This is a genomic window from Streptomyces sp. NPDC059852 (genome assembly GCF_042731455.1).
Lineage (GTDB): Bacteria > Actinomycetota > Actinomycetes > Streptomycetales > Streptomycetaceae > Streptomyces.
Genome location: NZ_JBHWJK010000001.1, coordinates 68,614 through 90,405, shown reverse-complemented (window position 1 = coordinate 90,405; position 21,792 = coordinate 68,614). Strand labels below are relative to the sequence as shown.

16 protein-coding genes are annotated in these 21,792 nt (G+C 73.4%); 7 read left to right on the top strand and 9 right to left on the bottom strand.

All coding sequences use genetic code 11. The annotated features are described in order from the left end of the window. Positions 1 to 15 precede the first annotated feature (15 nt). The 3 genes from ACFV46_RS00415 to ACFV46_RS00405 are packed head-to-tail and all read right to left on the bottom strand — an operon-like array spanning position 16 to position 3,154. The gene (locus tag ACFV46_RS00415) at positions 16 to 846 is read right to left on the bottom strand and encodes a sugar phosphate isomerase/epimerase family protein (protein ID WP_385496538.1); all 831 of its coding nucleotides are present in this window, start codon (positions 844 to 846) and stop codon (positions 16 to 18) included. Continuing rightward, a complete protein-coding gene (locus ACFV46_RS00410) occupies positions 843 to 2,000 on the bottom strand; it encodes a dihydrodipicolinate synthase family protein (protein ID WP_385496537.1) in 1,158 nt (385 codons plus the stop codon). The genes ACFV46_RS00415 and ACFV46_RS00410 overlap by 4 nt, the downstream gene beginning before the upstream one ends. Beyond that, positions 1,997 to 3,154, bottom strand: coding sequence for a Gfo/Idh/MocA family protein (locus ACFV46_RS00405; protein ID WP_385496536.1), 1,158 nt, complete (start codon positions 3,152 to 3,154; stop codon positions 1,997 to 1,999). The genes ACFV46_RS00410 and ACFV46_RS00405 overlap by 4 nt, the downstream gene beginning before the upstream one ends. A gap of 316 nt (positions 3,155 to 3,470) precedes the next feature. Between ACFV46_RS00405 and ACFV46_RS00400 the strand changes: the two genes are divergently transcribed. The 5 genes from ACFV46_RS00400 to ACFV46_RS00380 all read left to right on the top strand — a co-directional run bounded on the left by ACFV46_RS00400 (position 3,471) and on the right by ACFV46_RS00380 (position 9,664). Then, complete coding sequence (locus ACFV46_RS00400; RefSeq protein ID WP_385496535.1) at positions 3,471 to 4,517, top strand: LacI family DNA-binding transcriptional regulator; 1,047 nt, start codon at positions 3,471 to 3,473, stop codon at positions 4,515 to 4,517. A 79-nt stretch (positions 4,518 to 4,596) separates the two neighbouring features. Beyond that, positions 4,597 to 5,397: a sugar phosphate isomerase/epimerase family protein gene (locus ACFV46_RS00395; protein ID WP_376726714.1), complete on the top strand. Its 801-nt coding sequence runs from the start codon at positions 4,597 to 4,599 to the stop codon at positions 5,395 to 5,397. Positions 5,398 to 5,513: 116 nt separating this feature from the next. Further along, positions 5,514 to 6,746 (top strand): MFS transporter, encoded by a 1,233-nt coding sequence (locus ACFV46_RS00390; protein ID WP_361924751.1) that lies wholly within the window; start codon positions 5,514 to 5,516, stop codon positions 6,744 to 6,746. A 336-nt stretch (positions 6,747 to 7,082) separates the two neighbouring features. Beyond that, the gene (locus ACFV46_RS00385; RefSeq protein ID WP_385496534.1) at positions 7,083 to 8,918 is read left to right on the top strand and encodes a glycoside hydrolase family 3 protein; all 1,836 of its coding nucleotides are present in this window, start codon (positions 7,083 to 7,085) and stop codon (positions 8,916 to 8,918) included. Positions 8,919 to 9,046: 128 nt separating this feature from the next. After that, on the top strand, positions 9,047 to 9,664 hold the full coding sequence (locus ACFV46_RS00380; protein WP_376726716.1) for a hypothetical protein: 618 nt from the start codon (positions 9,047 to 9,049) through the stop codon (positions 9,662 to 9,664). Positions 9,665 to 9,683: 19 nt separating this feature from the next. Here the strand turns inward: ACFV46_RS00380 and ACFV46_RS00375 are convergent, their stop codons facing one another. From ACFV46_RS00375 to ACFV46_RS00365, 3 genes are all read right to left on the bottom strand, one after another. Further along, on the bottom strand, positions 9,684 to 10,073 hold the full coding sequence (locus ACFV46_RS00375) for a hypothetical protein (protein WP_361924746.1): 390 nt from the start codon (positions 10,071 to 10,073) through the stop codon (positions 9,684 to 9,686). A gap of 104 nt (positions 10,074 to 10,177) precedes the next feature. After that, positions 10,178 to 13,894: an ABC transporter ATP-binding protein gene (locus ACFV46_RS00370; protein ID WP_385496533.1), complete on the bottom strand. Its 3,717-nt coding sequence runs from the start codon at positions 13,892 to 13,894 to the stop codon at positions 10,178 to 10,180. Between the two features lie 99 nt (positions 13,895 to 13,993). Then, positions 13,994 to 14,872: a serine hydrolase gene (locus tag ACFV46_RS00365; protein ID WP_361924742.1), complete on the bottom strand. Its 879-nt coding sequence runs from the start codon at positions 14,870 to 14,872 to the stop codon at positions 13,994 to 13,996. Between the two features lie 211 nt (positions 14,873 to 15,083). Between ACFV46_RS00365 and ACFV46_RS00360 the strand changes: the two genes are divergently transcribed. Then, on the top strand, positions 15,084 to 15,890 hold the full coding sequence (locus tag ACFV46_RS00360) for an endonuclease I family protein (RefSeq protein ID WP_385496532.1): 807 nt from the start codon (positions 15,084 to 15,086) through the stop codon (positions 15,888 to 15,890). Between the two features lie 24 nt (positions 15,891 to 15,914). On the opposite strand, the gene ACFV46_RS00355 is transcribed toward ACFV46_RS00360, so the two are convergent. From ACFV46_RS00355 to ACFV46_RS00345, 3 genes are read right to left on the bottom strand one after another with little or no spacing between them, the layout of a single operon-like run. Then, positions 15,915 to 17,606, bottom strand: a complete 1,692-nt coding sequence (locus tag ACFV46_RS00355; RefSeq protein WP_385496531.1) for a thiamine pyrophosphate-binding protein — start codon at positions 17,604 to 17,606, stop codon at positions 15,915 to 15,917. Next, positions 17,603 to 18,583: an agmatinase gene (speB, locus tag ACFV46_RS00350; protein WP_361924736.1), complete on the bottom strand. Its 981-nt coding sequence runs from the start codon at positions 18,581 to 18,583 to the stop codon at positions 17,603 to 17,605. The genes ACFV46_RS00355 and speB overlap by 4 nt, the downstream gene beginning before the upstream one ends. Positions 18,584 to 18,640: 57 nt before the next feature. Next, entirely contained in the window at positions 18,641 to 20,110 is a 1,470-nt protein-coding gene (locus ACFV46_RS00345; protein WP_376726721.1) for a sodium:solute symporter, read from the bottom strand. A 186-nt stretch (positions 20,111 to 20,296) separates the two neighbouring features. Here ACFV46_RS00345 and ACFV46_RS00340 point away from each other — a divergent pair, with 186 nt between their 5' ends. Further along, on the top strand, positions 20,297 to 21,778 hold the full coding sequence (locus tag ACFV46_RS00340; RefSeq protein ID WP_385496530.1) for a PucR family transcriptional regulator: 1,482 nt from the start codon (positions 20,297 to 20,299) through the stop codon (positions 21,776 to 21,778). Positions 21,779 to 21,792: the final 14 nt, after the last annotated feature.

The window sequence follows — 21,792 nt, the reverse complement described above, 5'->3', positions numbered from 1 at the left end:
GGGTGGGCGTGTGCCTCAGACGGCGTGCCGGGTGAAGCGGTCCACCGTCTCCGCCAGTACCTCCCGGCCGTCGCGGGCCCACAGGGTCTCGTTGAACAGCTCCACCTCGACGGGCCCCGTGTAGCCGGCCGCCTCCACCAGTTCCCGCCAGCGGCGCAGGTCGACCGAGCCGTCGCCGAGCTGGCCCCGGCCGTTCAGGACGCCGGCGGGCAGCGGGGTGATCCAGTCGGCGAGCTGGAAGGCGTGGATCCGGTCGCTCGCTCCCGCCCGGGCGATCTGCGCGGGCGCGTCGTCGTCCCACCAGACGTGGTACGTGTCCACGGTGACGCCGACCTGCCGGGCCGGGAAGCGTTCCACGAGGTCCAGTGCCTGGGCGAGGGTGGACACGACACAGCGGTCGGCGGCGAACATCGGGTGCAGCGGCTCGACGGCCAGCCTCACGCCGTGCGCCTCGGCGTACGGCCCGAGTCCGGCCAGGGCGTCGGCGATCCGCTCCCGCGCGCCCGGCAGGTCGCGGGAGCCGGCCGGCAGGCCGCCGGAGACCAGCACCAGGACGTCCGTGCCGAGGGTGGCCGCCTCGTCGACGGCCCGCCGGTTGTCGTCCAGGGCCCGGTCCCGCTCGGCCGGGTCGGTGGCGGTGAGGAAGCCGCCCCGGCACAGGGTGGTGACCGCCAGGCCGGCGTCCCGGACGAGCTGGGCGGCCGCCTCCACGCCGTACTCCTGCACCGGCTCGCGCCACAGGCCGACGGCCGGGACGCCGAGGTCGCGGCAGGCGGCGACCAGCTCGGGGAGCGGGAGCTGCTTGACGGTCATCTGGTTGATGCTGAAGCGGGCGAGGTCGCTCACGGGGTCACTCCGTACAGGGCCAGCAGGGTCCTCATCCGGTCCTCGGCCCGCTTCGGGTCGGGGAACAGGCCGAGGCGGTCGGCGAGTTCGTAGGCGCGGGCGAGGTGGGGCAGGGAGCGGGCGGACTGCAGGCCGCCGACCATCGTGAAGTGGGACTGGTGGCCGGCCAGCCAGGCCAGGAACACCACCCCCGTCTTGTAGTAGCGGGTGGGTGCCTGGAAGAGGTGGCGGGCGAGTTCGACGGTCGGGTCGAGGAGCGCGCGGAAGCCGTCCCGGTCGCCGGTGTCGAGGACGCGGACCGCCTGCGCGGCCAGTGGCCCGAGCGGGTCGAAGACGCCGAGCAGGGCGTGGCTGAAGCCGTGGCCGTCGCCCGCGATCAGCTCGGGGTAGTGGAAGTCGTCGCCGGTGTAGCAGCGCACGCCCTTCGGGAGGCGGCGGCGCAGCCCGGTCTCGCGCCGGGCGTCCAGCAGGGAGACCTTGATGCCGTCGACCTTGCCGGGGTGGGCGGCGATCACGTGCAGCAAGGTGTCGGTGGCCGCGTCGAGGTCCGCCGAGCCCCAGTAGCCCTCCAGGGCCGGGTCGAACATGGGGCCGAGCCAGTGCAGGATCACCGGGTCCGCGGCCTGGCGGAGCAGGTGGCCGTAGACCTCCAGGTAGTCCTCGGGGCCGCGGGCGGTGGCGGCGAGGGCGCGGGAGGCCATCAGGATCGCCTGGGCGCCGGACTCCTCGACGAGCGTGAGCTGTTCCTCGTAGGCGGCGCGGACCTCGGCGAGGGTCGCCGGGCCGCCGGTGAGCTGGTCGGTGCCCGCCCCGCAGGCGATCCGGCCGCCGGCCGCCCGGGCCTCGGCGGCGCCGCGCCGGATCAGTTCGGCCGCGCCCGCCCAGTCCAGTCCCATCCCGCGCTGGGCGGTGTCCATGGCCTCGGCGACACCGAGCCCGTGGGACCACAGGTGCCGGCGGAAGGCGAGGGTGGCGTCCCAGTCGACGGCGGCCGGGGAGCCGGGCGTGACGTCGGCGTACGGGTCGGCGACGACGTGGGCGGCGGCGAGGACCGTACGGGAGGCGGCGGGGGCGCCCGGGGTGAGGGCGAGGGGCTCGGTGCGGGGCTCGTAGGCGCGCAGGGCTCCGTGCGCGTCGGGCAGGTGGAGGGTCACGGGGTGATCTCCGGTACGTCGAGGCGGCGGCCCTCGGCCGAGGACCTCAGGCCCAGTTCGGCGAGCTGGACGCCGCGGGCGCCGGCCAGCAGGTCCCAGGAGTAGGGGGCGCCGGCGTACACGTGTCTGAGGAACAGCTCCCACTGGGTCTTGAATCCGTTGTCGAACTCCTCGTTGTCCGGGACCTCCTGCCACTGGTCGCGGAAGGAGTACGCGGCCGGGAGGTCCGGGTTCCAGACGGGCCTGGGGGTGGTGCCGCGGTGCTGGACGCGGCAGCGGCGCAGCCCGGCGACGGCCGAGCCCTCGGTGCCGTCGACGTGGAACTCGACGAGTTCGTCCCGGTGGACGCGCACGGCCCAGCTGGAGTTGATCTGGGCGACGACGCCGCCCTCGAGTTCGAAGATGCCGTAGGCCGCGTCGTCGGCGGTGGCGTCGTACGGCTTGCCGTTCTCGTCCCAGCGCCGCGGGACGTGGGTGGTCGCGAGGGCCTGGACGCTCGTGACCCGGCCGAACAGCTCGTGCAGCACGTACTCCCAGTGCGGGAACATGTCGGCGACGATGCCACCGCCGTCCTCGGCGCGGTAGTTCCAGGACGGGCGCTGGGCCTCCTGCCAGTCCCCCTCGAAGACCCAGTAGCCGAACTCGCCGCGCACGGACAGGATCCGGCCGAGGAAGCCGCCGTCGATCAGGCGCTTGAGCTTGCGCAGGCCCGGCAGGAAGAGCTTGTCCTGGACGACGCCGTGCCGGACGCCGGCGGCGGTCGCGAGCCGGGCGAGTTCCAGGGCGCCCGCGAGCCCGGTGGCCGTCGGCTTCTCGGTGTAGACGTGCTTGCCCGCGGCGATCGCCTTGCGCAGGGCCTCCTCGCGCGCGGAGGTCACCTGCGCGTCGAAGTAGATGCCCACGGTGGGGTCGGCGAGGACCGCGTCGAGGTCGGTGGAGAGGTGCGCCGGGTCCAGTCCGTACTGCCTGGCGAGGGCCTTCAGGGCGTGCTCGCGGCGGCCGACCAGGACCGGTTCCGGCCACAGCACGGTGCCGTCGCCCAGGTCGAGGCCGCCCTGTTCGCGGAGGGCCAGGATCGAGCGGGCCAGGTGCTGGCGGTGGCCCATGCGCCCGGTCACCCCGTTCATGGCGATACGCACCGTCCTGCGTGTCACGTCGTTCCCTCCGTAGGTGCCGTGCGCCGCGTTCGCGCGGTCCGTCGCGCGGGTGCGCACACCGCGTGCACCCTCTCTCGCCCAGCGTCACGGCAAGCGCTTTCCGCAGGGGGAAGCTAGCCGTGGGCCGGGGTGAAGACAAGACCGTGACGGGGTTGAGTTGTTCGAGGGGACGAACAAGAGGGGTGGTTGGCCTTAAGGTCTGCTCGACATACACACGGAACCGCGGCCGCGATCGGCCTGTCTACGAGGGGGCGGCCCGAGCACGGGCGGCCCATGGGGGGTTCCACGACATGCGCGACCGGAGGACGACGAGATGACGGTGACCCTGGCGGACGTGGCGGCCCGCGCCCAGGTCTCGCCCGCGACGGTGTCGCGCGTGCTGAACGGCAACTATCCCGTCGCCGCCTCCACCCGCGAACGGGTGCTGCGCGCGGTGGACGAACTGGACTACGTGCTCAACGGCCCCGCCAGCTCGCTGGCCGCCGCCACCTCCGACCTGGTCGGCATCCTCGTCCACGACATCGCCGACCCGTTCTTCGGGATCATGGCCGCCGCCATCCAGTCGGAGATCGGCGGGCCCGGCGGCCGGGCGGGCGGCGAGCGCCTGGCGGTCGTCTGCAACACGGGCGGGTCGCCGGAGCGCGAACTGACGTACCTCACCCTGCTGCAGCGGCAGCGGGCCGCCGCGGTGGTGCTGACCGGCGGTGCCGTGGAGAGCGCGCCGCACGCGGAGGCCGTCGCGGCGAAGCTGCGCAGGCTGTCGGACGCCGGGACCCGGGTGGTGCTGTGCGGGCGGCCGCCCGCGCCGGACACCGGCGCGATCGCGCTGGCCTTCGACAACCGAGGCGGCGCCCGTGAGCTGACCGAGCACCTGATCGGCCTCGGGCACCGGCGGCTCGGGTACATCGCGGGCCCGCTGGAGCGCACGACCACCCGGCACCGGCTGGAGGGCCACCGGGCCGCGCTGGAGGCGCACGGCATACCGGTGGACGACCGCCTGATCGTGCACGGCCGCTACGACCGGCAGGCCGGCTACGAGGCGACGCTGGAACTGCTGCGCCGCGACCCGTCCCTGACGGCCGTGGTCGCCGCGAACGACTCCGTCGCGCTGGGCGCCTGCGCGGCCCTGCGCGACTCCGGCCTGCGCATCCCGGACGACGTGTCGGTGGCCGGCTTCGACGACCTGCCGTTCGGCGTCGACGCGGTGCCCTCCCTCACGACGGTCCGCCTCCCGCTCTCCGACGCGGGCGCCCGCGCGGGCCGGATCGCCATGGGCCGCGAGGAGCCGCCCCCGGGCGACCTGGCGACGATCCGCGGGGAACTGATGGTGCGGGGGTCCTCCGCAGTGCCACGGGGCTGAGGCGGCACCCGCCCCCGCCCCGGCGCGGCGCGTGTCCGGCCGGAGGTGTGGACCTCGTTTCCCTGGCAAGGTGAGGTACATGAAGCTGGCGTTCTCCACCCTCGGCGTCCCCGGTCTCCCCCTCCCCGACGTGCTGCGGCTCGCGAGCGCGCACGGCTACCACGGCGTGGAGCTGCGCTCCCACCCCGAGGAGCCGGTGCATCCGGGTCTCGGCCCCGGTGAACGGGCGGACGTGGCCGCCGAGTTCAAGGCGGCCGGCGTGGAGCCGCTGGCCGTCGCCGGATACACGCGGATCGCGGCGCCCGGGGACGACGGGCCCGTCATCGAGGAGGTCCGCACGCTCGTCGACCTCGCCCACGACATCGGCGCGCCCTACGTGCGGATCTTCCCCGGTGCCGACCCGGAGCAGACCTCCGAGGCGACGGACGCGATCGCCGCGCGGCGGCTCGGAACGGCGGCGGAGTACGCCGCGGACAGCGGCGTGCGCGTCCTGCTGGAGACCCACGACTCGCACCGGGCGGCCGCCGACGCGATGCGCGTGCTGGGTCTGGTCGGACACCGCAACGTCGGCGCGGTGTGGGACGTCATGCACACCTGGCTGGCCGGTGAGCAGCCCGCGGAGAGCTACGCGGCGCTCGCGCCCCATCTGGGGTACGTCCAGGTCAAGGACATCGCGGCCACCGACGACACGGCTCCGCTGCCGCTCGGCGCCGGGGTGCTGCCGCTCGCCGAGTGCGTCGAGGTCCTGTCCCGGCACGGCTGGGACGGCTGGCTGTGCTGGGAGTACGAGAAGCGGTGGCACGAGGACGCCGCCCCGCTGGAGGGCCTGCTCGACCCCGGCCGCGACCACCTGTCCCGGCTGCTGAACGAGTCCGCGTAGGCGGGACGGTGCCCCGGTCCTGATGCGACGGCCGGGTAATTCGGTGGCCGGGCTTCTAGGGGCGCTATAACGTACCCCCTCGTGCCTGAGCCCGCCCTCCACCCCGCCCTGCCGTCATGAGCCTCACGCGTGCCCTGATCGACGTGGGGCCGCTGCGCGCCTCCCCCGTCTTCCGGCGGCTGCTGATCGGGCGGACGGTGTCCATGCTCGGCGGCTTCATGACCATGGTGACCGTGCTCTACCAGGTCTGGGACATGACGCACAGCGCCGTCTGGAGCGGCGCGGTCGGTCTCGCGCAGGTCGTGCCCATGGTCGTCGTGGGGCTGCTCGCGGGCTCGTGGGTGGACCGGGGCGACCGGCGCCGGATCTATCTGACGGCCACCGTCGGCCAGGCGGTCTGCGCGCTGCTGCTGGCGGTGCAGGGCTTCACCGGTCACGTCCCGGTGATCGGGGTCCTCGTGCTCGTGGCCGCCGGTTCCTGCTTCGGGGCGATCGGCGGACCGGCCGCGGGGGTCTTCGTGCCGCGGCTGCTGCCGAAGGAGCAGGTGGCCGCGGGCCTCGCCCTCAACCAGGTGGCCGGCCAGTCCATGATGCTGCTGGGCCCGGCGGTGGGCGGTCTGTTCCTCGGCTGGCTCGGCGTCGGCGCCTGCTATCTGATCGACGCCCTGACCTTCGTGTTCGCCTTCTACGGCGCCTTCGGGCTGCCCGCGCTGCCGCCCGAGGGCGAGCCGTCGCGGGCCGGAGTGCACGGCGTCCTGGACGGTCTGCGCTTCCTGGCCGGGAACCGCGTGGTGCGCGGCGCGCTGATCACCGACCTGGCCGCCACGGTGCTGGCGATGCCGGTCAGCCTCTTCCCGCTCGTCAACGAGGAGCGCTTCGGCGGTGATCCGCGCACGCTCGGCCTGTTCATGTCGGCCGTGGCGGTCGGCGGGGTCACGGCGACGGCGCTGTCGGGTCCGGTCACCCGGCTGGGCCGCCCCGGCCTCGTGATGCTGTGCGGGGCCGGCACCTGGGGTGTGGCGCTGACCCTGTTCGGTCTGGTGGGCGACCCGTGGACGGGGCTCGGGCTGCTGGCGGTGGCGGGCGGCGCCGACTCCCTGTCGGTGGTCTCGCGCGTCACGATCGTCCAGACCCGGACCCCGGACGCCCTGCTGGGCCGGGTCACGGCCGCCGAGCAGATCGTCGGCCAGGGCGGCCCGCACCTCGGCAATCTGCGCGGCGGCCTCGTCGCCGGCTGGACGTCCGGGGCGACCGCCCTCGTCCTCGGCGGCCTGCTGTGCGTGCTCGCGGTGACGTACGTCGGGGCGAGCACCCCGGAACTCCGGGACGGCGTCCGCTCCGAGGGCTGAGGGCGGCCCCGCCCGCCCCATCCGCCACCCGCGTCCCGACTTCGCGGACGGTGCCCGTTCCCGGGAACCCAGCCCGTTCGCCCCTCGTCCAAAGGGCAGGCTGCCGGAAGAGTCACCGTGGCGCGGTGTCGGCCTCGCTGCTGGCTGCGATCGCTGACCACCCTCTCCAGCCGTGCCGCGGCCGGCAGCACGCCGTCATCGGCGCGCCCCCCTCCAACTGCGCCGATGGCGGCCCCTCTTCGATTACGGTCCATTCCCTTGACTGGCAGAAACTTCCTGGATATTGGTGACTCCTTGGAAGTTTCCTTCACCGCGCCACCTCCGGAAGGAGCGCACGTGCCCGACACCAGCACGGGAAGCACCGCATCGCCTTCAAGACGCCTGGTCCTGGCGGCCACCGCCGGGATCACCGGCGCCCTGGCCCTCGGCGGCACCGCGCACGCCGCCCCGCACGACGACAGGCGGCTGCGCGCCCTCATCGACCGGATGACGCTGCCCGAGAAGGTCGGGCAGCTCTTCGTCATGCGGGTCTACGGCCACTCCGCGACCGACCCGGACCAGGCGGACATCGACGCCAACCTCCAGGAGATCGGCGTGCGCACGGCCGCCGAGCTGCTCGCCAGGTACCGGGTCGGCGGCATCATCTACTTCACCTGGGCGCACAACACCCGCGACCCGCACCAGATCGCCGCTCTGTCGAACGGCATCCAGAAGGCGTCGCTCGCCCAGCCGCGCGGTCTGCCCGTGCTCATCTCCACCGACCAGGAGCACGGCATCGTGTGCCGGGTCGGGGAACCGGCCACGCTCTTCCCGGGCGCCATGGCCGTCGGCGCAAGCGGCTCCCGCTCCGACGCCCGCACCCTCGGCCGGCTCGCCGGTGAGGAGCTGCGGGCGCTGGGCATCCGGCAGAACTACTCCCCCGTGGCCGACGTCAACGTGAACGCGGCGAACCCGGTCATCGGCGTGCGCTCCTTCGGCTCCGAGCCGGACGCGGTGGCCGGCCTGGTCGCCGCCGAGGTGGCCGGGTACCAGCACGCGCGTCAGGTCGCGGCGACCGCCAAGCACTTCCCCGGCCACGGCGACACCGCCGTCGACAGCCACACCGGCTTCCCGGTCATCACTCACAGCCGGGAGGAGTGGGAGAAGCTGGACGCGCCGCCGTTCCGGGCCGCCGTCCGCGCCGGCATCGACTCGATCATGACCGCGCACCTCATGGTCCCGGCCCTCGACGACTCGGGCGACCCGGCGACGCTCTCCCACCCGATCCTCACCGGCATCCTGCGCGAGGAGCTCGGCTACGACGGGCTGGTGGTGACGGACTCGCTCGGCATGGAGGGCGTCCGCACCAAGTACGGCGACGACCGCGTCCCGGTGCTCGCGCTCAAGGCGGGAGTGGACCAGCTGCTGAACCCGCCGGACCTGGACGTGGCGTGGAACGCGGTCCTGAAGGCCGTGCAGGACGGCGAGCTGACCGAGGCACGGCTCGACGAATCGATCCTGCGCATCCTGCGCCTGAAGGCGAAGCTGGGGCTGTTCGACGACCCCTACGTCAGCCAGTCGGGCGTGGACCGCTCGGTGGGCACGCCGGCCCATCTCAAGGCCGCCGACCGCATCGCCGAGCGCACCACGACCCTGCTGGTCAACGAGGGGGCGCTGCTGCCGCTGTCGCGCCGGTCCCACCGCAAGGTGCTGGTCGTCGGCGCCGACCCGGCCTCCCCGTCCGGAACGACGGGCCCGCCGACGGGTGTGCTCGCCGGGGCACTGACCGAGCTGGGCTTCACGGCGACCGCCCTGTCGACCGGCACGGCACCGTCCGCGGCGACGATCGCGCGGGCCGTGGAGGCGGCGCGCGAGGCGGACGCGGTGGTGGTCGGCACGTACAACGTCACGGCGTCCAGTACGCAGAAGACACTCGTCGAACAGTTGCTCGCCACAGGGAAGCCGGTGGTCGCGGTCGCCGTCCGCAACCCGTACGACGTGGCCCATCTGCCGGGCGTGAAGGCCTTCCTGGCGGCCTACTCCTGGACGGACGTCGAACTGCGGGCCGCGGCCCGGGTGATCGCCGGGCGGGTGGCCCCGCAGGGCAGGCTGCCCGTGCCGGTGCAGCGCGCGGACGACCCGGCCAGGACGCTGTTCCCGGTCGGCCACGGGCTGTCGTACCGCGGCCGCTGACCTCCTGACGCATCGGACGTAGCGCCCGTACGCCACACAACGGGCGCTCTCGTCACCGACCGGCGCAAAGGACCCCGTATGTCTGGCGTGTTCCCGTGGTCGCGGGTCACGCTGGACCGGGGGGTGCGATGCGTGGAGGACGAGGTGGGGCGGCCGTGTGCGCGGTGCTCGCCGCGCTGCTGACGGGGTGCCAGGGGCCGGCGGCCTCACCGCAGGACGGCCCGCCGGGCACGGGCGCCACCGCGCCGGCGCCCGGTGGGCACGGCGCGGTGTTCCTCGCGGTGGACGAGTGCAGCTCGTTCGGCCGGACCAGCTTCACCGAGGTTCCGTGCGTGAGCGAGCGGGCGGCCGCGCGGGTCGTGGCCCGGCACGACGGCACGGTCCGCGACGGCCCGCCGTGCCCGGGCACCACGGACTTCGTCCTGCACATCAGCGCCCAGGACCGGACCTCCGACGAGGACGGCGACGGCGCCGTTCCGCAGGGTTACGCGTGTATGCGCAACCTCACCCCGCCCCACCCGGGCGACCCCGGCGGCGGAGGCGGCCCCCGCACGATCGTCGGCGACTGCGTCTACGGCTCGGGCGACGGGCAGGTCCGGGAGACGGCCTGCGACGGCGAGGGCGAGCACGAGCCGGGCTACCAGGTGACCCGGATCGTGGACCGACGGTCCCAGTGCCCTTCGTCCACCGCCCTCTATGTGAAGGTCGGCGGCGAGAAGCCGGTCGGCTGCGCCCGGCGGCTGTGACGGCGGCTCGCGCGCCCGGTCAGCACAGGATCCAGCCCTTGCTCACCGAGCCGCTTCCCACCTTGCCCTTGACCCAGACGCAGCGGTGCCCGGCGTGGACCGTCACCGGTCCGGCCCGGCGGGTGTACCGGCCCTCGTCCGTGACCGGGTTGGCCCGGTAGGCCCGCACGCTGACCATCATGGGCTGCTTGCGCCCGGGGCTCTTCGGCAGCGTGATCGCGCAGACGTAGCCGTTCTTCTTGTACACGTACAGCGTCCCGGTGGAGAACGGATACGTCCTGACCTTGCGTCCCTCGCAGCGGCTCGGCGCGGCGTGCGCCTGTGCCGGGACGGCGATCGCGAGCAGCCCGGACGCGGTCACCAACGCCAGGCAGACGGCCAGTCGTCGGCGTATCCCACCCTTGTCCACTGTCAAGTCCTCCCCGTACACACCGGCGATGAGCGTACTGGTGTACGGACGCCTGGCGTAGGCCGGATGGTTGCACGGCCGTCACGCGGGCGCGGGGGCCCGGCTCACCGGCCCACGCCGACCGGCTCCTCCGGCTCGGCCTGCCCGAGGAAGGTCCGCCACAGCTCGGCGTACCGTCCGCCGCGCGCGAGCAGCTCCTCGTGCGTGCCGTCCTCGGCGACCCGGCCGTGGTCCATGAGCACCACCCGGTCGGCCCGCGCGGCCGTCGTCAGCCGGTGGGCCACCACCAGGGTCGTACGGCGGCCCGCGAGCCGGTCCGTGGCCTGGTTGACCTGCGCCTCCGTGGCCAGGTCGAGGGCGGCCGTCGCCTCGTCGAGGAGCAGCACGTCGGGGTCGACCAGCTCGGCGCGGGCCAGCGCGATCAGCTGGCGCTGCCCGGCGGAGAGGTTGCGGCCGCGCTCGGCGACCTCGTGGAGGTAGCCGCCGTCGAGGGTCGCGATCATCTCGTGCGCGCCCACCGCCCGTGCCGCCGCCTCGACCTCGGCGTCGGTGGCGTCGGGACGCCCGTACGCGATGGCGTCGCGGACGGTGCCGGCGAAGAGGTACGCCTCCTGCGGCACGACCCCGAGCCGGTGGCGGTACGACGTCAGGTCCAGGTCCCGTACGTCGGTGCCGTCGACGGTGACGCGGCCCGCGCTCGGGTCGTAGAACCGGGCGACCAGCTTGACCAGGGTGGACTTGCCGGCGCCGGTCTCCCCGACGAACGCGACGGTCTGCCCGGCGGGGATGCGCAGGTCGATGCCGGACAGCGCCTCCTCGTCGTCGCCGTAGGCGAAGCGCACGCCCTCGAAGGCGATCTCGCCCCGCAGCTCCCGCACCTCGCGCGGCTCCTCGGCGGCCCGTGTCGACGTCGGTTCGCGCAGCAGCTCCTGGATGCGGCCGAGCGAGACCGTGGCCTGCTGGTAGCCGTCGAAGACCTGGGAGAGCTGCTGGACCGGCGCGAAGAACAGGTCGATGTAGAGCAGGTACGCCACCAGCGCGCCGGTCGTCAGCGTGGCCGCCTCGATCCGCACCCCGCCCACGATCAGCACGGCCGCGGCCGCCGCCGACGCCAGGAACTGCACGAACGGGAAGTAGATCGAGATCAGCCACTGGCCCCGGATCCGGGCCTGGCGGTAGCTGTCGCTGCGCTCGGCGAACCGGGCGCCGCCGTCGCGCTCGCGCCGGAACGCCTGCACGATCCGCAGGCCCGCCACCGACTCCTGGAGGTCGGCGTTGACCACCGACACCCGCTCACGGGCCAGCTCGTACGCCTTCACGCTCGCCCTGCGGAAGAAGTACGTCCCGACGATCAGCGGTGGCAGGGTCGCGAAGACCACGAACGCCAGCTGCACGTCGAGCACCAGCAGGGCGCCCATGATGCCGAAGAAGGTGACGACCGAGACGAACGCGGTGACCAGGCCGGTCTGCAGGAACGTGGACAGCGCGTCCACGTCCGTGGTCATCCGGGTCATGATCCGGCCGGTCAGCTCGCGCTCGTAGTAGTCCAGGCCGAGCCGCTGGAGCTGGGCGAAGATCTTCAGCCGCAGCGCGTACAGCACCCGCTCGCCGGTGCGCCCGGTCATCCGGGTCTCGCCGACCTGGGCGGCCCACTGGACGCCGACCGCGAGCAGGCCGAGCAGGGACGCCGCCCACACCGCGCCCAGTGCGGCCCGGCCGACGCCCGAGTCGATGCCGTGCCGGATCAGGATGGGCAGCAGCAGGCCCATGCCCGCGTCGACGGCGACCAGGGCGAGGCTGATCAGCAGCGGGCGCCCGAAGCCCCGCAGCAGCCGCCGCAGCCCGTACGACCGCTCGGGCCGGACCGCGCTCGCCTCGTCGACGTCGGGGACGTCGAGCGCCGGGGGCAGGGCCTCGACCTGGGCGAGCAGTTCCGGGGTGGCCGGGGACTGGGCGAGGGCGAGGTCCTTGGGCTCGCGGTCGCCGGTCCACAGCCGGGGCGTGACCCCGCGTTCGGCGTCGAACTCGGCGTCCAGCTCGTCCCGGACGGAGGTGTCCTCCTGGGGACAGGCCGGCTGGGTATGGCCGGGCGAGACCCCGCCGAGCTCGTCGGGGTCGGTGAGCAGCCGGCGGTAGAGGGCGGAGCGCTCCTGCAGCTCCTCGTGGGTGCCGATGTCGGCGAGCCGGCCGGCGTCCAGGACCGCGATGCGGTCGGCGAGGCCGAGGGTGGAGCGGCGGTGGGCGATGAGGAGGGTCGTCCGGCCCTCCATGACGTGCTTGAGCGCCTCGTGGATCTCGTGCTCGACGCGGGCGTCCACCGCCGAGGTGGCGTCGTCGAGGACGAGGAGGCGGGGGTCGGCGAGGATCGCGCGGGCCAGCGCGATCCGCTGGCGCTGGCCGCCGGAGAGGGTCAGGCCGTGCTCGCCGACCGTGGTGCCGTACCCCTCGGGGAGGTCGGCGATGAAGCGGTCGGCCTGGGCGGCGCGGGCGGCGGCCTCGATCTGCTCGTCGGTGGCGTCGGGGCGGCCGTAGGCGATGTTGGCGCGGACGGTGTCGGAGAAGAGGAACGAGTCCTCGGGGACGAGGCCGATCGCGGCCCGCAGCGAGTCCAGGGTCAGCTCGCGCACGTCGTGGCCACCGACGAGGACGGCACCGCGGGTGACGTCGTAGAAGCGCGGGAGCAGGAGGGAGACGGTGGACTTGCCGGAGCCGGAGGCGCCGACCACGGCGAGGGTCTCCCCGGCGCGGATCTCCAGGCTGAGGCCGTCGAGGACGGGACGCTCCTCGTCGTAGCCGAAGGAGACGTCGTCGAACTCGACCGTGGCGGGGGCGTCGGCCGGGAGGGTCCGGGTGCCGTCCTCGATCGAGGGCTCGGTGTCGATCAGCTCCAGGACGCGTTCGCTGCTCGCACGCGCCTGCTGGGCGACGGTGAGGACCATGGCGAGCATGCGGACCGGGCCGACCAGCTGGGCGAGGTAGGTGGAGAAGGCGACGAAGGTGCCGAGCGTGATGTGCCCGCGCACCGCCAGCCAGCCGCCGAGGGCGAGCATGGCGACCTGGCCGAGCGCCGGGACGGCCTGGAGGGCGGGGGTGTACGTGGCGTTGAACCGGATGGTGCGCAGCCGCCCCGCGTAGAGCCGGCGGCCGACCTCGCGGAGCTTGCCGGTCTCCTGCTCCTCCTGCCCGAAGCCCTTCACCACGCGCACGCCGCTGACCGCGCCGTCGACGACGCCGGCGACGGCCGCGGCCTGGGCCTGGGCGTACCAGGTGGAGGGGTGGAGTCTGCTGCGGCTGCGCCGGGCGATCCACCACAGGGCGGGGGCCACCGCGAGGGCGACCAGGGTCAGCGGTGGCGACAGCCAGGTCATGATGCCCAGCGAGATCAGGAAGAGCATGAAGTTCCCGATGGTCATCGGGAGCATGAAGAGCAGGCCCTGGATCAGCTGGAGGTCGCTGGTGGCACGGCCGACGACCTGCCCGGTGGACAGCTCGTCCTGCTTGCGCCCGTCGAGCCGGGTGATCGTCCGGAACATGTCCGTGCGCAGGTCGTGCTGGACGTCGAGGGCGACCCGGCCGCCGTAGTAGCGGCGGACGAAGGTCAGCACGTAGACGGCGACGGCGGCGGCGATCAGCAGCCCGGCCCAGACGGCCATGCTGCGCTCGCCGCCGATCACGTCGTCTATGATCACCTTGGTGATCAGCGGGACGAGCGCCATGACGGCCATGCCGCCGAGGGAGGAGCCGAGGGCGAGGATCACGTCCTTCGGGTAGCGCCAGGCGTAGCCCCACAGTCGTCGTGCCCATCCTGGCTGCGCTGCCACGCCCGTGCCTCCCGTTGGTCCTGGTCTACCGGAAGGCACCAACGCCGGTGAGCTCGGATTTCATCCCGCCGCAACAATCCGGCGGGGGTGGCGGGGCGGTCAGCTCGCCCTGAGGTCCTTGTGGACGACCTTGGCGACGCCCTGGATGGTGGCGATGCCGTAGTTCATGGTGCTGTTGCCGTGGCTGAGCACCGTGATCATGTAGTCGTGGCCGCCGCCCTTGAAGGCGCCGACGCTGTGCACCCGCCAGCCCTGGGTGGCGCGCTGCAGCCAGCCGTTCTTGACGGCCACGGAGACGCCGGACGGCACGCCGTAGGGGGTGCCCCAGCGCTGGGAGGAGACGACCTGGCCCATGAGCTTGAGGATGTAGGCGCGGGAGTTGTCGCTGAGCACGGAGTTCTTGGCGGTGACGAGCTTGAGGAGCTTCTGCTCGTCGGTGACGTTGATCTGGGTCAGCCCCCAGTAGCCGTTCGCACCGGGGACGGTCTTCGTCATGGCGGCGGCGGCGAGGAAGCCCTTGATCTTGGTCATGCCGAGCTGCTTCCACAGGGTGGTGGTCGCCGCGTTGTCCGACTTGGTGATCATGGCCTTGGCGAGGGACGCCTCGCGGTCGGTGAGGTACCGGTCGTGCTTCTTGGCGTCCCACAGCAGCGTGGCCAGGACGGTGACCTTGACGACGCTGGCCGAGTCGTAGGCGCTGGTCGCCCGGAGTGTGCAGGTGGTCTTCGTGGAGCGGTCGTACAGGCCGACCGCGACGGTGCCCTTGCGGTTGGCCAGGGCGGCGGTGATGTCCCGCTTCAGCTTGTCGGCCAGCCCCGCCTTGGCCGAGGTGCAGCTGACGGTGGGGGTCGCCGCCGCGGCCGGTGCGGCGGCGGCGAGGGGCGCTATGACGAGGCCGGCGCCCAGGCCCGCCGCGACGACCGCTCGCGCGCGCCTGGCCGCGCCCGTGGAGTTCTCGCTCGCTGTCCCGTGAGTCATGGCTGGTTGACCAACGAGGGCGCGCGAATGGTTGTACGGATACGGCCCCTGGTTAAGGACACAGAGCCGCAACTCGCCTGCTTTTGCACCGGATTGCGGCGCTCCTTCACCTGATGGACACACAGCAGATCTCGACACGCCTGCATGCCCATGTCACGCTCCGGATGCCGCCTTCGCTCAACCCGCGTAGACACGCGAGAGGAGACCCCCCATGCCGGCGACATCCCCACGCCCCCGGCGCTGGACGTCCGTGGGCCTGACCACGGCCGCCCTCCTGGCCGGGCTCACCGCCCCGGCCCTGACCGCCGCCCCGGCCGCCGCGACCACCACGGCGTACGACGACACGTACTACTCCGCCGCGCTCGGCAAGACCGGGCCCGCCCTGAAGAGCGCCCTCCACGGGATCATCAGCAAGCAGACGACGCTGTCCTACTCGGCCGTCTGGGACGCCCTGAAGGTCACCGACCAGGACCCGGCCAACAGCAACAACGTCAAGCTGCTCTACAGCGGCATCTCCCGCAGCAAGTCGCTGAACGGCGGCAGCACCGGCGACTGGAACCGCGAGCACGTGTGGGCCCAGTCCCACGGCGACTTCGGCACCTCGGCCGGACCCGGCACCGACCTGCACCACCTGCGCGCGGAGGACGTCCAGGTCAACTCCATCCGCGGCAACAAGGACTTCGACAACGGCGGCAGCAGCTTCACCAACTCCGGTGGCAGCCTGACCGACTCGAACTCCTTCGAGCCCCGCGACGCCGTCAAGGGCGACGTGGCCCGGATGATCCTCTACATGGCCGTCCGCTACGAGGGCGACGACGGCCGGCCCGACCTGGAGGCCAACGACTCCATCAACGGCAGCGTCCCGTACCACGGGCGCCTCTCGGTGCTGAAGCAGTGGAACGACGAGGACCCGCCGGACAGCACCGAGAAGCGCCGCAACGACGTCATCCACACGTCGTACCAGGGCAACCGCAACCCGTTCATCGACCACCCGGAGTGGGTCGAGTCGATCTGGTAGCCCCCCGGCCGGCAGCCCTCCGGATCACTCCGTTCCGAGGTGCGTCGGCGCGAACATGCGCAGCACCGCCGGAAGCACGACCACCGAGGGGCCGGGTTCGGACAGGGCCTTGGACAGGTCCGTCTCCAGGGCCTCGGGCGTGGTCCTGACCCCGGGGACGCCGAACGACTCGGCGAGCGCCACGTAGTCCGGACGCGTCAGTTCGGTCGCCGTGGCCTCGCCGAAGGCGTCGGTCATGTACTCGCGCAGGATGCCGTAGCCGCCGTCGTCGACGATGAGCCAGGTGACGTCGAGGCCGTACTGCCGGGCCGTGGCGAGCTCGGCGATCGAGTAGAGGGCGCCGCCGTCGCCGGACACCGCGAGCACCGGGCGGGTCGGGTCTGCGGCCGCCGCGCCGAGCGCCGCCGGGAAGCCGTAGCCGAGGCCGCCGGCGCCCTGCGCGGAGTGCATGCGGTTGGGGCCCTTGGCGTCGAACGCCGACCAGGCCCAGTACGCCAGGATCGTCATGTCCCAGAACGACGGGGAGCCGGCGGGCAGGGCCCGGCGCACGGACGCCAGCACCTCCTGCTCCAGCGTGAGGTCCTGGGCGGCGATCCGGGCGGCGACCTTCGCGAGCACCTCGCGCACCCGCTCGGGGGCGCTCTCGTCGTGGCGCCCGGACACCGTCTCCAGCAGCGCCTGCAACGCCAGGCGGGCGTCGGCGTGGATGCCCAGCGCGGGGTGGTTGGACTCCAGCTTGCCGAGGTCGGCCTCGATCTGGACGACCCGGCCGCGCGGCCTGAACGTGTGGTAGTTCGAGGAGAGTTCGCCGAGGCCGGAGCCGACCACCAGCAGGACGTCGGCGTCCTCCAGGAAGTCGGTGGTGTGCCGGTCCTCGATCCACGACTGGAGCGACAGCGGGTGCTCCCAGGGGAACGCGCCCTTGCCGCCGGGGGTGGTGACCACCGGCGCCTGGAGGGTCTCCGCCAGTTGGAGCAGCTTCTTCGAGGCGTCCGCGCGGACCACTCCGCCGCCCGCGATGATCGCCGGGCGCTCGGCGTGGGACAGCAGATGGGCCGCCACCGCCGTCAGCTCCGGGCGCGGCACCAGTTCCTCGGGGAAGGCGTCGCCGCCGGTGACGACCGGGATCGAGGTCCCGGCGAGCAGGACGTCCTGCGGGATCTCCACCCACACCGGCCCGTGCGGGGCGGTGAGCGCCGACTTCCAGGCCGCCTCGATCGCGGAGGGGATCTGGGACTGGGTGCGCACGGTGTGGACCGACTTCACGACACCCCGGAACGAGGCCGCCTGGTCGGGGAGTTCGTGCAGATAGCCGTGCCGGCCGCCGCCGAGGCCCGCCGTCGGGATCTGGCTGCTGATCGCGAGGACCGGCGCCGAGGCCGCCGCGGCCTCCTGGAGCGCGGCCAGCGAGGTCAGCGCCCCGGGTCCGGTCGACAGCAGAAGCGGGGCCGCCTCGCCGGTGATCCGGCCGTAGGCGTCGGCGGCGAACCCGGCGTTGTTCTCCACGCGCAGCCCGATGTAGCGCAGGTCGCTGCGGCGCAGCGCGTCGAACATGCCGAGGGCGTGCTGGCCGGGCAGCCCGAACACGGTCGTCGCGCCGAGCCCGGCCAGCGTCTCCACGACCAGGTCCCCGCCGTTGCGGCCGGCCGGCGGGTTCAGGGCGGCGGTGATCTGCTCCCGCGTCGGACGGAGTACCAGGTCGTGGTCGTGGGTCACTTGCCCTCGTCCTCCTCGCGCGCCGCCGCGATCTGGCGGGACATGATCGTGGTCAGTTCGTACGCCGTGTGGGAGGCGGCCACCGACGTGATCTCCGCGTGATCGTACGCGGGCGCCACCTCGACGACGTCGGCCGAGACCAGGTTGCAGGAGGCGAGGCCGCGCAGGATCTCCAGCAGCTCGCGGGAGGTCATGCCGCCCGCCTCGGGGGTGCCGGTGCCGGGCGCGTGGGCCGGGTCGAGGCAGTCGATGTCGATGGAGATGTACAGCGGGCGGTCACCGATGCGCTGGCGGAGCTGGTCGGCGACCTCGTCGGCGCCGCGGCGGTAGACGTCCGCGGAGGTGACGATGCCGAAGCCCATCTTCTCGTCGTCGGTGAGGTCCTGCTTGCCGTAGAGCGGGCCGCGGGTGCCGACGTGGGACAGGGCGGAGGTGTCGAGGACGCCCTCCTCGACGGCCCGGCGGAACGGGGTGCCGTGGGTGTACTCGGCGCCGAAGTAGGTGTCCCAGGTGTCGAGGTGCGCGTCGAAGTGGAGCAGGGCGACCGGGCCGTGCTTCTTGGCCACGGACCTGAGCAGCGGCAGGGCGATGGTGTGGTCGCCGCCCAGGGTCATCAGCCGGGCGCCGGTGCCGAGCAGGTCGTCGGCGGCGGCCTCGATGGTGTCGACGGCCTCGTTGATGTTGAACGGGTTCACGGCGATGTCGCCGCCGTCCGCGACCTGGGCGAGGGCGAACGGGGACGCGTCCTGGGCCGGGTTGTAGGGACGCAGCAGCCGGGACGCCTCGCGGATGGCGTTGCCGCCGAAGCGGGCGCCCGGCCGGTACGAGACGCCCGAGTCGAACGGCACGCCGACCACGGCGACGTCGGCGCGGCCGACCTCGTCGAGGCGCGGGAGCCGGGCGAAGGTCGCGGGGCCCGCGTACCGCGGGACGCGGGAGGAGTCGACGGGGCCGCGGGGCGTCTCGTTGCTGCTCATGAGGAAATGCCTTCTTTCCTACGCCGTAGGGCGTATGCGGGATATGTGCCTCTGACTCTACTGGCCGGCCGGCACCGGTTCGGACGCGCGTTCGGGGTCCTGGGGGTCCCGTCCGGCCAGGCGCTCGCGCCAGACGGCGAGGACGGCGGCGTCGGTGGGCTTCGTCAGCAGGGAGACGGCGACGTACGCGGCGAGGGAGGACAGCAGGCCGTAGTAGACGGGCTCGTTGGCGAGGATGCCGTGCGTGGCCATCAGCGTGATCACCGCGACGCCGCCGACGACGACCGAGGCGAGCGCCCCCTGCGCCGTCCCGCGCCGCCACAGCAGCCCGCCGAGGATCGGCACGAGCAGCCCGCCGACGAGCAGGTTGTAGGCGACCGTCAGGGCCTCGACGACGTTGTTCAGCGCGATGGCCGTGCCGATCACGGCGAGGCCCATCAGCAGGATGAAGGCACGGTTGCCCTTCACCTCGTCGTGCGCCTCGCCGTCGGGGCGGACCACCCCGCGCAGCCGCGACCAGATGTCGTTGTTGGCGACGGTCGCGCAGGCGATGAGCGCGCCGGAGGAGGTCGACATCACGGCGGCGAGGGCGGCGGCCAGCACCAGGCCGCGCACGCCCATGGGCAGCTCGTCCTTGACGATGGTTGCGAAGGCGTCGTCGGCGCTGGAGAGGTCCGGGTACAGCACCTTGGCCGCGGTGCCGATGACGGCGCCGGCCAGGGCGTAGGCGAGGCAGTAGGTGCCGGCGACGGTGCCGCCCCACTTGGCGGTGGTGTCGCTGCGGGCGGTGAACACGCGCTGCCAGATGTCCTGGCCGATGAGCATGCCGAACGTGTAGATCAGGACGTAGGTGAAGATCGTCTCGCCGCCGATGCCCAGCGGGTCGAAGTACCCGGTCGGCAGCTTCGCCCTCATCTCGCCGAACCCGCCGGCCTTGACGACGGCGATGGGCAGCAGGAGCAGCAGCACGCCGATCGTCTTGACCACGAACTGCACCATGTCGGTCAGGGTGATCGACCACATGCCGCCGAGCGTCGAGTAGGCGACGACGATGGAGCCGCCGAGGACGATCGCGAGGGTGCGGTTCATGTCGAACAGCACGTCGAAGATCGTGGCGTAGGCGATGGTCGAGGTGACCGCGAGCATCAGGGTGTACGCCCACATGACGACACCGGAGATGACGCCGGCCCGGCCGCCGTAGCGCAGGTCCAGCATCTCGGAGACGGTGTAGACCTTCAGCCGGGCGATCCGCGCGGAGAAGAACACGGAGAGGGCGAGCAGGCCGAGGCCGATGGTGAAGACCATCCAGGCGCCGGAGAGGCCGTACTGGTAGCCGAGGCCGACACCGCCGATGGTGGACGCGCCGCCGAGGACGATCGCCGCCATGGTGCCGGAGTACATCGCGGGGCCGAGCCGGCGTCCGGCGACCAGGAACTCGCTCTTGGACCTGGCGCGGCGCATGCCCCACCAGCCCATGGCCAGCATGCCGGCCAGATAGACGACGATCACGGTGTAGTCGACGGCCATGGTGGGCCTCCTTCGCGCTGATCCCGGTGGCGTGTCGTGCGGATGGGGGTGGGGACGCCGGCGGCGGACCGCAGGGACAACCGCCCGTACCCGCGGCCACCGGCTGCACCGACAGTAGGTGGCCGGAAAGTGGCTGCGAAGTGTACGTTTCATCCATTCGGAACGCCGCGAGTGGAGGAACCATCCATGCCGGACCACGCGGTTCCGCCCACCCCGCCCGTGCCGCTGTCGGCGCTCCTGGCCCGTGAGGACCTGGGGCTGCGCCAGATCGCCGGGCCGGCGGACGCGGACACGGTGATCCACTGGGCGCACACCTCGGAGATGGCCGATCCGTATCCCTATCTGCTGGGCGGCGAACTGCTGCTGTCGGCGGGCGTGCACGTCCCGGAGGCGGCCGGGACGGGGACGTACTTCGACGACTACGTGGCGCGGATCGTCGCGGCCGGGGGTGCCGCCCTGGGCTTCGGGCTCGCGCCCGTGCACGACACCGTGCCGCGTGCCCTCGTCGAGGCGTGCGACGCCCACGGCCTGCCGCTGCTCGAGGTGCCGCCGCGCACCACGTTCTCCGGGATCGCGCGCGCGGTGTGGCAGCTCATGGCGCAGGCCCGGCTCGCCGAACTGCGGCGCGTGACGGAGGCCCAGCAGGGCCTGGCGGCCGCCGCCGCGCGCCCCGACCCCGTGCGGGCGGTGCTGCGGCAGCTCGCCCAGCGGGTGGGCGGGCACACCGTCCTGTATGGCCCCGAGGGGACGCGGGTCGCGGAGGCGGGCCGGGCGGTGGACCCGGCTGCCGGTCAGGCGCTGGCCGCGCTCGCGGCGGTCGTACGGCCCTCGGGGCCCGGCACGCCCACCTCCGCCACCGACACGGCCGGGGACACCCGTCTCGCCGCCTACGCGCTGGGCGCCGGGCACGGCTTCGTCCTCGGGGTGGCCGCGCCCCGGCACCGGTCCGGGGACCACACCGTCGCCTCCGTGGCCGCCGTCCTGCTGTCCCTGCTCACCGGCGAGCACCAGAGCGGCTCGGGGGCGGCCCGCTCCTCCGCCCTGGTGCGCCTGCTGCTCGGGGCCGAGCCGCACACGGTGGCCCCGCTGCTGGGCGCGGAGACCTGGCTGGTGGTGCACGCGGCGCCGGACACGCCGCCGTGCGATCCGATGGCCGCGTCCGCTCTCGGCGCGGCCCTCGGCTCGCCCCTGGTCGACGTGGGGCGGGACGTCGTGCGCGTCCTCGTGCCGGCGGACCGGGCGCCGGACGCCCAGCCCGGCTGGACCCTCGGGGTGAGCGCCCCGGCGCCGGCCGGGGAGTGGCCCGTGGCGGACACCCAGGCGGCCCGGGCGCTGGGGCGGGCGCGGGCCACCCGCACGCCGGTGTCCGGGCACGGCACGCACCGGCCGGCCCTGGCCGACCTGGTGTCCGGGGACGCGGCGCGGGCGCACGCGCGCGCGCTGCTCGCGCCGCTGACCGGCACCCTCGCGGACACCCTGCGCACCTGGCTGTCGCTGCACGGCAGCTGGGACCGCACGGCGGTGGCGCTGTCCGTGCACCGCAACACCGTGCGGCAGCGGATCGCCCGGTGCGCCGCGCTGCTGGACGCGGACCTGGACGACGCGGACGTGCGGATGGAGCTGTGGTTCGCCCTGCGGCATGCCGAAGCGACCGATTCGGGCCAGTGACCCGCGTCGCACGC

Excerpts from the sequence above, each read along its gene's own strand:
- ACFV46_RS00360 (WP_385496532.1), top strand. The coding sequence starts at position 15,084 with ATGCCGGCGACATCCCCACGCCCCCGGCGCTGGACGTCCGTGGGCCTG.
- speB (WP_361924736.1), bottom strand. The coding sequence starts at position 18,583 with ATGAGCAGCAACGAGACGCCCCGCGGCCCCGTCGACTCCTCCCGCGTC.
- ACFV46_RS00380 (WP_376726716.1), top strand. The coding sequence starts at position 9,047 with ATGCGTGGAGGACGAGGTGGGGCGGCCGTGTGCGCGGTGCTCGCCGCG.
- ACFV46_RS00395 (WP_376726714.1), top strand. The coding sequence starts at position 4,597 with ATGAAGCTGGCGTTCTCCACCCTCGGCGTCCCCGGTCTCCCCCTCCCC.
- ACFV46_RS00345 (WP_376726721.1), bottom strand. The coding sequence starts at position 20,110 with ATGGCCGTCGACTACACCGTGATCGTCGTCTATCTGGCCGGCATGCTG.
- ACFV46_RS00340 (WP_385496530.1), top strand. The coding sequence starts at position 20,297 with ATGCCGGACCACGCGGTTCCGCCCACCCCGCCCGTGCCGCTGTCGGCG.
- ACFV46_RS00400 (WP_385496535.1), top strand. The coding sequence starts at position 3,471 with ATGACGGTGACCCTGGCGGACGTGGCGGCCCGCGCCCAGGTCTCGCCC.
- ACFV46_RS00365 (WP_361924742.1), bottom strand. The coding sequence starts at position 14,872 with ATGACTCACGGGACAGCGAGCGAGAACTCCACGGGCGCGGCCAGGCGC.
- ACFV46_RS00390 (WP_361924751.1), top strand. The coding sequence starts at position 5,514 with ATGAGCCTCACGCGTGCCCTGATCGACGTGGGGCCGCTGCGCGCCTCC.